The sequence below is a fragment of the Bacillus sp. FSL K6-1218 genome, assembly GCF_038006445.1.
In the GTDB taxonomy this organism is placed as follows: Bacteria; Bacillota; Bacilli; order Bacillales; family Bacillaceae_G; genus Bacillus_A; species Bacillus_A thuringiensis_S.
This window is the reverse complement of record NZ_JBBOVE010000001.1, coordinates 717,842-727,500: the sequence shown is the minus strand read 5'-3', so window position 1 is coordinate 727,500 and position 9,659 is coordinate 717,842. Positions and strand designations below refer to the sequence as shown.

The window sequence follows — 9,659 nt, the reverse complement described above, 5'->3', positions numbered from 1 at the left end:
AATAACGAGATAAATTAGCCGTAAGAAAAAATTACATCCCCATTAAACAGCCAACCACACGCATTAACCCCTTCCCATTCAAAAATTTAATTCTCTACAAATAACAACATTCCAACGCAAATATAAACTTAAGAATATTGTTAGAATTTTTTTACATTTAATTAATGAAAAATATCCATTTTTTGTTATATAGTAAGAAAGGACGTATTCAACTATAAATAAAGCAATGGAGGAATTATTTTATGGACAGGTTAACAAAGTTTTCATTAAAAAACCGCTCCGCCATTATCATCATGGTTTTTCTCATTTCCATACTCGGTGTTTATTCCGGCTCTAAATTACCTATGGAATTTTTGCCAAGTATCGATAATCCAGCAATCACCGTCACAACCTTATCTCAGGGACTTGACGCCGAAACGATGACAAAGGACGTAACTGACCCTCTCGAAAAACAATTTCGTAATTTGGAACATATCGATACCATCACTTCTTCTACGCACGAAGGATTATCACGCATCGACATTGCGTATACGTCCAAAGCAAATATGAAAGATGCAGCACGCGAAGTCGAAAAAGCCATCAATGCAATTAAATTACCTAAAGATGTAACCAAGCCCGTAGTTAGTCAATTAAACACTTCTATGATTCCACTCGCCCAAATTACTATCCAGAAACAAAACGGTTTTTCAAAAGCCGATGAAAAACAAATCGAAAAAGAAATCGTACCACAACTTGAAAGTATTGATGGTGTTGCCAATGTTATGTTTTTCGGAAAATCAACCTCTGAATTATCTATCGTACTTGACCCGAATCTATTAAAAAACAAAAACGTAACATCACAGCAGGTACTCACTGTTTTACAAGGAAAAGAAACTTCTACTCCAGCTGGAGCAATTACTGTTAATCAGGAAGAATACAACCTTCGCGTCATTGGGGACATAAAAAATACAAATGACATTAAGAATATCACTGTAGCACCTCAAGTGAAATTACAAGACATTGCTCAAATTGAACTCAAACAACACTACGATACAATTTCACATATAAACGGAGAAGAAGGCACAGGATTAATCATCATGAAAGAACCAAGTAAAAATGCAGTTGCAATCGGAAAAGAGATTGATAACAAAGTTAAAGAGATAAATAAGCAATATAAAGATCAATTTTCTATTAAACTTTTAGCCTCAACCCATGAACAAGTTGAAAATGCTGTTACTAGCATGGGAAAAGAAGTAATACTTGGAGCAATCGCTGCAACTCTAATTATCTTAATCTTTTTACGTAACTTCCGAACAACACTCATCGCTGTTGTCAGTATTCCATTATCTATTTTCTTAACACTCTTTTTACTACATCAATCTAACATCACACTTAACATTTTAACCCTTGGTGGTTTAGCTGTTGCGGTTGGACGTCTCGTCGATGATAGTATCGTTGTCATCGAGAATATTTTCCGCCGTTTACAAAAAGATTCTTTCTCTAAAGATATTATTCTCGATGCAACGAAAGAAGTCGCCGTCGCAATTACTTCTTCTACTTTAACAACGGTCGCTGTTTTTTTACCTATCGGCCTCGTATCAGGAGCAATCGGAAAATTAATGTTACCTATGGTATTAGCAGTTGTATATTCTATTCTATCGTCCTTAATCGTTGCACTAACAGTTGTTCCACTTATGGCTTTTTTACTACTCAAAAAAACAAAGCATCGAAAACCAAGTTCTTCACCAAGATATGTCGCTACGTTAAAGTGGGCTCTTTCTCATAAATTCATTATTCTACTTACTGCCTTTTTATTATTTGTAGGATCAATCGCAGCCTATATATTACTACCGAAAGCAAACATAAAATCGGAAGACGACACAATGTTATCTATTAACATGACATTTCCAGCCGATTATAATACTGAAGCTCAAAAACAAAAAGCATTTGATTTCGAAAAGAAACTACTTTCTAATTCAGATGTAACAGACGTTATTTTACGAATGGGATCTAGCGCAGAAGATGCACAATGGGGGCAAACAACTAAAAATAACCTTGCCAGTATATTTGTAGTCTTTAAAAAAGGTTCTGATATCGATCAATATATTAAAGAGTTAAAAAAAGAAAATAAAACTTTCGAGCCTGCTGAACTGGATTATATAAAAACAAGTTATTCAAGCTCTGGCGGCGAAAACAATTTGCAATTTAACATAACAGCTACTAACGAAGCGAATTTAAAAGAGACGGCTACTATCGTCGAAACAAAACTAAAAAGCATGGATAATCTTTCTAAAGTAAAAACGAATTTAGAAGACTCTAAGAAAGAATGGCAAATTCATATTGATCAAACAAAGGCTGAACAACTAGGCTTAACACCAGAAATAGCTGCGCAACAAGTAGCATTCCTTATGAAGAGATCGCCTATTGGCGAAATTACAATTAATAATGAAAAAACTACTATTATGATAGAACACAAAAAGGAAAACATGAATAAACAAGACGATATTTTAAACACAAACATACTATCACCTATTAATGGACCAATTCCTTTAAAAGACATCGCAACTATTTCAGAAAAACAAACACAAACAGAAATTTTCCATAAAGACGGAAAAGAAACAATTCAAATTACCGCCGAAGCTTCAAATGAAGATTTAAGTAAAGTAAACATAGAAGTAAATAAAGCGATAAATGACTTAGATTTACCTAGCGGTGCAAAAGTAAATATCGCAGGAGCTACTGAATCTATGCAAGAGAATTTTACAGATCTATTCAAAATTATGGGGATTGCAATCGGGATTGTATATTTAATTATGGTTATCACCTTCGGGCAAGCACGCGCTCCTTTTGCAATCTTATTCTCCCTGCCATTAGCTGCTGTCGGTGGTATTTTAGGATTAATCATTTCACGAACACCTGTTGATGTAAATTCCTTAATCGGTGCATTAATGTTAATCGGGATTGTCGTTACAAACGCTATTGTATTAATAGAAAGAGTTCAACAAAATCGGGAACACGGACTGGAAACGAGAGAAGCCTTACTTGAAGCAGGTTCTACTAGACTACGTCCAATTATTATGACGGCTATAACAACAATCGTCGCTATGCTACCACTCTTATTCGGTCAATCGCAAGCAGGAAGTATGGTATCAAAAAGTTTAGCCGTAGTTGTCATCGGTGGTTTAGCAGTCTCAACTGTTCTTACATTAGTAGTCGTTCCAGTTATGTATGAACTATTAGATAAAATCGGGAGAAAAAGGCGCTCCCGTAGAAAAATAAGCACTTCTACAGAAACACCCGATATTTAAAACCAAAAGGCGTTATCTTCACGAATGAAGATAACGCCTTTTCTCTATCTACTCATATAATCTATCATGTTTTCCGCATACCGCTCTAGAGGTTCACTAGAATCTACAATAAGATATTCACTATTTAAAGGTTTCTTACTACCATTTAACCACTTTTTAAAACCTACTTCCGATTCCACTTTTTCAATTTGACTGATCATACGCTTACGTGTTTGCAGTCTCACATTAATCTCTTCCATATCATTAAGATAACACTCAATATATTTATATTTCACACCATGTTTATTTGATAATTTAATCCCTTTTTCAACCATTCCCTCATATAAACATGGACTATCCAATATAACACTATGCCCTTGTTCTAAATAAGAATCAATCAATGCCCATTCGGCATCATATGCAAGTCCACCAACAATCGTTGATTCAATACCTTTCACTTCTAGTGATTTTAACAATGCTGATTTCAAAACGTCATGATCTACAATTATAGCACCTGTTAACTTCGCTATATACTTAGAAACTGTGGATTTTCCCGCCCCTGGAAAACCTGACATTTGCAGAAAAAACAAATTAAATCCACTCCCTCATTTTCACCTCTTTATCTATATAACGAATTACAAATTCAACAATCGCTACGCCTTTTCCTTCTATATTAAAACGCAAAAAGAACCCTCTACTTATAAATAGAGAGTTCTCCTTTGTAACTTATGCCGCTTTTATCTTCTTCGTCGTTTTACTTTTTCTTTTCGTTCCTGTAAAGCGCTTATGCAATACAGATGCTATCAAGCGTGAAATGACATTGAATAGTAATACCATAATAATTAATACAGCTGCAGATTTTGTCGCAATCAACTTCGCATCTGGAATAAACCCTTCAGAATTTAACTTCCAAATATGAACTGCTAACGTTTCAGCTGGTCTAAACGGATTTAAAGGATGCGCAGGACTCGAGAAGTCCGCTGCTGAATTTAAAATCGGGGATGTTAAACCCGCTGTGTAAATTAATGCTGCCGCTTCCCCAAATATACGACCCGCCGCTAAAATAATCCCTGTAATAATTTGCGGTAATGACGATGGGATAATAATACGAACAATCGTTTGCCACTTTGTTGCACCTAATCCAAGACTTGCCTCTTTTATATTATGAGGCACTTCTGAAATAGCATTTTCACAAACACGTGTTAAACCTGGTAAGTTTAAAATAGTTAAAGCAAGAGCACCACCCATTACTGTGTATCCCCAGCCTGTCATTGTAACGAACACTAACAAACCAAATAAACCAACAACAATAGATGGTAAAGACGCCATTGTCTCAATGCATAAACGAACAAAATTTAAAAAGCGCCCTTGTTTTGCATACTCTGCTAAATATATTCCAGCACCTAGTCCAAGAGGAATAGATATAATAAGCGTTATAACAAGCATGTAGAAGGAATTGAATAACTGCGGACCAATCCCACCACCAGCTCTTGTATTACTTGGTTCTCCAAACAAGAAATTAGGATCCCAAAAACCCCATCCCTTTTGTAAAATTTCAAGCACTAAGAACACTAGCATAGCTACGACCAAAGCAGCAACCGCATAAAAGATACCCGTCCAAACTTTATTTACCGTTCTTGCATTCATTATTATCGCTCACCTCTTTGCCCAATCGCTCGAATTACTAAAATAAACAGGAATGAAATAACAAGTAAAATCATCGCTAAAGTCCATAGCGCATTATTCCAAGCAGTTCCGTTCAATGTATTTGTCATGTCCATTGTCAAAATACCAGTTAACGTTGCTGTCGGACTATATATTCCTTCTGGTAATTTAATCGTATTCCCGATTACCATTTGAACGGCTAGCGCTTCACCAAAAGCTCGTGCTAAACCTAAAACAACACCTGTTAAAATTCCTTTTTTCGCAGCAGGAACAATCACTCGGCTAATTGCTTGCCATTTCGTTGATCCTAGGCCATAAGAAGCTTCTAAATAATCAAATGGAACAGAGCGTATTGCATCAGAAGCGATACTAGCAATAGTAGGTAAAATCATAATACTTAATACAACGATACCCGCAATTAAACTAAAGCCCACTCCCCCGAACGAATCACGTAATAGCGGAACTAAAATCGTAACTCCTAATAATCCGTATACTACTGACGGAATACCGACTAATAATTCTAAAACAGGCTTCAATACTTTATTTCCAAACTTCGGCGAAATTAAATTCATGAATATAGCCAGAGCTATAGCAATTGGCGCACTAATAATAACCGCACCTAACGAAACCACTGTTGAACCTACAATAAAAATTAAAGCCCCAAAAGATCCTTGATCAGCATTTGGATTCCATTTTGTCGATGTTAACATCTCAGTAAACGAGATGCCACTTTGTGTAAAAGATTGAATTCCTTTACCACAAATAAACGCAATAATAGCTAATGTAATTAAAACAATAAAAATACCACAAAACGTAACAAGTGATCTTCCTATATATTCACTTTTCACGTAATTAATTTGTTTTTTCCCCTTCATCACAGGACAGACCCCACTTCACAGATTGAAATGAACAGGACTGGCCTTGCAGCCAGCCCCATAAATTTGATTACTTATTTAATTTAGACATTGGAATGTAGCCCATATCTTCTACTTGCTTTTCAAAGTCTTTACCTTTTACATAATCGATGTAAGCTTTTGTTGCTTCTTTCGCTTCACCTTTTGTTACCATATACTCGTAAGACCAGAATGGATATTTACCAGACGCAATGTTTTCAACTTTTGGATCAGCACCATCAATTTTCACTGTTTGCAGTGCACCTTTTTTATCGCCCACCATGTAAGACATTGCTAAATAGCTTACTGAACCTGGAGTAGAATTGATAGCTTGCTCTACTGCACCGTTAGAATCTTGTGTTGTTCCAGTTCCATCATTGATTTTCGCGTCTTTCATAATTGTTTTTTCGAATGTAGCACGTGTACCAGATGAAGCTGGACGATTAATTACGTTGATTTTTTCATCTTTTCCGCCTACTTCTTTCCAGTTTGTTACTTTTCCAGTGAAGATATCTTGTACTTGTTGCACTGTTAAGTTATCAACTTTTACATCTTTATTTACAACAAGAGCGAATGCAATACCCGCTACCTTGTTATCTACTAATTCTTTCGCCTTTTCAGCATCTTTTATTTTATCTCCGGACGGAACATCTGAATTACCAATTTGTACTGCACCAGATGCTACTTGGTTAATCCCAGTTCCACTACCGCCACCTTGAACTTGAATAGAAACTTTTGAATTTTTCTCCATGAATTTCTTTCCAGCTTCCTCCGCAAGAGGTAGAAGAGCTGTAGAACCAGCTGCTGCAATCGTACCCGATAATTCTTGTTTTGTATTATCGCTTCCTTTAGCAGTTTCTTTACTAGTTGTATCTTCTGCTTTTCCACACCCAACTAATGCTCCTGCTACCACTAAAGCTGCTAAAGAGAATTTAATACCTTTTTTCATAACCATGTCTTGTACCCCCATTTGGATTATCACTTTTCGAATTCATTTTCTTTCGAACACAAATTCATTGTAGGACAACAATATTATGTGAGTGTTAAGCAATTTTTAATTTTAAGTAAATGACGATAATAACCCTTAAAATCTATGAATCCCAACATTTGCAGTTAAAGAATCCAACAAAAACCACACTAACTATGCTGTAATGTAAATTTATTCTTAACAATGTAAATTCAATGTAAATGTTTTTCTCTCTTTTTCCTTTTTAGTTAAAGTTATATTTACAATTCCGCTGTATTTTGTAACTTTTACACGCCTAATTTATGCACATAAAAAAGAATTTCAGTAATATTTTTTAGTACAACTAAATAAATTGGAACAATTCTAAAATTAAATGAATATTTTTAAAGTACTAATTGACAGCATCATCCAATGTAGTCTACTATATTACTAACAAAAAGTTTACCTAAGGAAACTTTTTAAACTAAAACTAACAATATAGAGAAGAGGTAACTTTTATGGTATCGGCTAATACTAAACCCCTTTCCGATTTTAAAACAGGGGAATTTGTACAAATTGAGAAGATACAATTAGAAGGAACTATGAAACGACGTTTATTAGATTTAGGATTTATCCCTGGGGCAACGATTAAAGTATTGCAACGCAGTCCACTTGGAGATCCGGTCGCCTATCAAGTGAGCAACACAACTATTGCACTGCGAAAAGAAGAAAGTTCCCTTATTTTCGGGGTATTAATAGGAGATGATTTCAGATGAGCAAACATCGTATTGCTTTAGCTGGCAACCCGAATACCGGGAAAAGTACATTATTTAATACTTTGACAGGTTTAAAACAACATACTGGAAATTGGACGGGAAAAACTGTTTTAAAAGCTGAAGGAGAATATGAACATAACGGAAGTACTTATACATTAATAGATTTACCTGGAACTTACTCACTATACTCAAATTCTGCGGACGAAGAAGTGGCGAGGGATTATATTATATTTGAAAAACCAGAAGTAACTGTAGTTGTCATAGACGCAACTGCTATGGAAAGAAATTTAAATTTAGCACTCCAAGTGATGGAAATGACAAACAATGTAGTCATTTGCATTAACTTAATTGATGAAGCCGAGAAAAAAGGTATTGTTATTGATGAAAAAAAATTAGCAAAATCACTTGGTGTACCTGTAGTTAAAATTTCAGCACGTAACCGAGTAGGCATTGGTCATTTACTAAATGTTATTGCAAAAGTAGCAAATAAAAAACTAATTCCAACACCAATTAAAATTACTTACAGCGAAAAAATCGAAAATATGATTCAGGAATTAGAACCACAAATTTATAAAGTGTTCGGTGATACGTATCCAGCACGTTGGATTGCGTTACGTATATTGGATGGAGATAAAAATTTCTTAACTACACTTCAAAAACACCATAATGAACCACTTGTAAGGGAGGTCGTAATTAATGGAATCTCACTCAGCCAGTAAAGCTCTTCCATTAGACTATATTATTCAACATGCACAAACACTTTCAAAAGAAGATATACGAGATGATATAGTCGGAGATATTTATCGAACATCTGCAAGCATATGTAAAGAATCCGTTCAATATACAAATACTGATAAATTATATCGTTCCGAAAAACTAGATAAAATTTTCACATCTCCAATCTGGGGATTCCCAATTATGCTCGGTATTTTATCTATTATTTTTTATCTTACAATCGCAGGCGCTAACGTACCATCTGATATGATTGCCGAATTCTTCGGATGGGCCGAAGGATATTTAACATCTTGGTTCCAAGCAGTGCATGCACCTGAATGGTTACATGGCATTTTAATACTTGGTTTATTCCGTGGTATCGGTGCTGTTATTAGCGTTATGTTACCACCTATGGCAATCTTTTTCCCTATGTTCGCGCTATTAGAAAACTATGGATACTTACCACGTGTCGCGTTTAATATGGACCGCTTATTCAAACGATCCGGCGCACACGGAAAACAATCTTTAACAATGGCAATGGGATTTGGTTGTAATGCAGCAGCCATTATGTCAACACGTATCATTGAATCACCACGTGAACGCATGCTAGCAATTTTAACGAACAACTTCGTTCCTTGTAACGGTCGCTGGCCTATGTTAATTTTAATGGCTTCACTATTTATGGCTGCTGGTTATACAGGCAGTATGCAAACATTGGTTACTGCTGGCGTTGTAGTTGGAATGGTTGTAATTGGTGTTATTATGACATTAACTGTTTCTTGGGTACTATCAAAAACAGCTTTAAAAGGCGTCCCAACTCACTACACACTTGAGTTACCTCCGTACCGTAAGCCAAAGGTTTGGAATACAATTGTACGTGCAACACTCGATAAATCAGTTTATGTTTTAAAACGAGCTGTAGTTGTTGCTGCCCCTGCGGCTGCATTAACTTGGTTACTTGCTAACATTTTTATCGGTGACACAAGTCTACTTATGTATTTTGTAAACTTCCTAGATCCATTTGCTAAAATGTTAGGACTTGACGGCTTTATTCTAGCTGCGTTCATTCTTGGACTACCAGCGAATGAAATTGTTATCCCGATTTTATTAATGTCTTACTTATCAACCGGAGCTTTAACTGAAATAGATGATTTTAATCAAATTAAAAATCTATTCTTAGAAAATGGTTGGACTTGGTTAACGGCGTTAAACACAATGTTGTTCTCACTTCTTCATTTCCCATGCGGAACGACACTGGTTAACATATATAAAGAAACAAAAAGTGCAAAATGGACATTCTTATCGTTTGCAATCCCTACCGTTATCGCCATTGTTGTTACATTCCTCTCTACACAATTGGTACATTGGTTAGGGCTTGTATAAAACAAAGCATACATAG

The 9,659-nt window shown here is 35.5% G+C and carries 8 protein-coding genes; 4 read left to right on the top strand and 4 right to left on the bottom strand.

Annotated features, from left to right (window positions below):
• The first annotated feature begins 242 nt into the window (after positions 1-242).
• Positions 243-3,287 (top strand): efflux RND transporter permease subunit, encoded by a 3,045-nt coding sequence (locus tag MHI26_RS03650; RefSeq protein ID WP_061668141.1) that lies wholly within the window; start codon positions 243-245, stop codon positions 3,285-3,287.
• Positions 3,288-3,331: 44 nt separating this feature from the next.
• Here MHI26_RS03650 and MHI26_RS03645 read toward each other — a convergent pair whose 3' ends face one another.
• From MHI26_RS03645 to MHI26_RS03630, 4 genes are all read right to left on the bottom strand, one after another.
• Complete coding sequence (locus MHI26_RS03645) at positions 3,332-3,856, bottom strand: AAA family ATPase (RefSeq protein ID WP_061668140.1); 525 nt, start codon at positions 3,854-3,856, stop codon at positions 3,332-3,334.
• A 136-nt stretch (positions 3,857-3,992) separates the two neighbouring features.
• On the bottom strand, positions 3,993-4,913 hold the full coding sequence (gene pstA / locus MHI26_RS03640; RefSeq protein WP_061668139.1) for a phosphate ABC transporter permease PstA: 921 nt from the start codon (positions 4,911-4,913) through the stop codon (positions 3,993-3,995).
• A gap of 2 nt (positions 4,914-4,915) precedes the next feature.
• Positions 4,916-5,806 (bottom strand): phosphate ABC transporter permease subunit PstC, encoded by an 891-nt coding sequence (gene pstC, locus MHI26_RS03635; protein WP_000676676.1) that lies wholly within the window; start codon positions 5,804-5,806, stop codon positions 4,916-4,918.
• Between the two features lie 70 nt (positions 5,807-5,876).
• The gene (locus MHI26_RS03630) at positions 5,877-6,779 is read right to left on the bottom strand and encodes a phosphate ABC transporter substrate-binding protein PstS family protein (protein ID WP_000245111.1); all 903 of its coding nucleotides are present in this window, start codon (positions 6,777-6,779) and stop codon (positions 5,877-5,879) included.
• 509 nt (positions 6,780-7,288) lie between these two features.
• On the opposite strand from MHI26_RS03630, the gene MHI26_RS03625 reads away from it, so the two are divergent.
• The 3 genes from MHI26_RS03625 to MHI26_RS03615 are packed head-to-tail and all read left to right on the top strand — an operon-like array spanning position 7,289 to position 9,643.
• A complete protein-coding gene (locus tag MHI26_RS03625) occupies positions 7,289-7,546 on the top strand; it encodes a FeoA family protein (protein WP_000252988.1) in 258 nt (85 codons plus the stop codon).
• Positions 7,543-8,265, top strand: coding sequence for a FeoB small GTPase domain-containing protein (locus MHI26_RS03620; RefSeq protein WP_000033873.1), 723 nt, complete (start codon positions 7,543-7,545; stop codon positions 8,263-8,265). The genes MHI26_RS03625 and MHI26_RS03620 overlap by 4 nt, the downstream gene beginning before the upstream one ends.
• A complete protein-coding gene (locus tag MHI26_RS03615) occupies positions 8,243-9,643 on the top strand; it encodes a nucleoside recognition domain-containing protein (protein WP_000443607.1) in 1,401 nt (466 codons plus the stop codon). The genes MHI26_RS03620 and MHI26_RS03615 overlap by 23 nt, the downstream gene beginning before the upstream one ends.
• Positions 9,644-9,659: the final 16 nt, after the last annotated feature.

Excerpts from the sequence above, each read along its gene's own strand:
- MHI26_RS03650 (WP_061668141.1), top strand. The coding sequence starts at position 243 with ATGGACAGGTTAACAAAGTTTTCATTAAAAAACCGCTCCGCCATTATC.
- pstC (WP_000676676.1), bottom strand. The coding sequence starts at position 5,806 with ATGAAGGGGAAAAAACAAATTAATTACGTGAAAAGTGAATATATAGGA.
- MHI26_RS03620 (WP_000033873.1), top strand. The coding sequence starts at position 7,543 with ATGAGCAAACATCGTATTGCTTTAGCTGGCAACCCGAATACCGGGAAA.
- MHI26_RS03625 (WP_000252988.1), top strand. The coding sequence starts at position 7,289 with ATGGTATCGGCTAATACTAAACCCCTTTCCGATTTTAAAACAGGGGAA.
- MHI26_RS03630 (WP_000245111.1), bottom strand. The coding sequence starts at position 6,779 with ATGGTTATGAAAAAAGGTATTAAATTCTCTTTAGCAGCTTTAGTGGTA.
- MHI26_RS03615 (WP_000443607.1), top strand. The coding sequence starts at position 8,243 with ATGGAATCTCACTCAGCCAGTAAAGCTCTTCCATTAGACTATATTATT.
- pstA (WP_061668139.1), bottom strand. The coding sequence starts at position 4,913 with ATGAATGCAAGAACGGTAAATAAAGTTTGGACGGGTATCTTTTATGCG.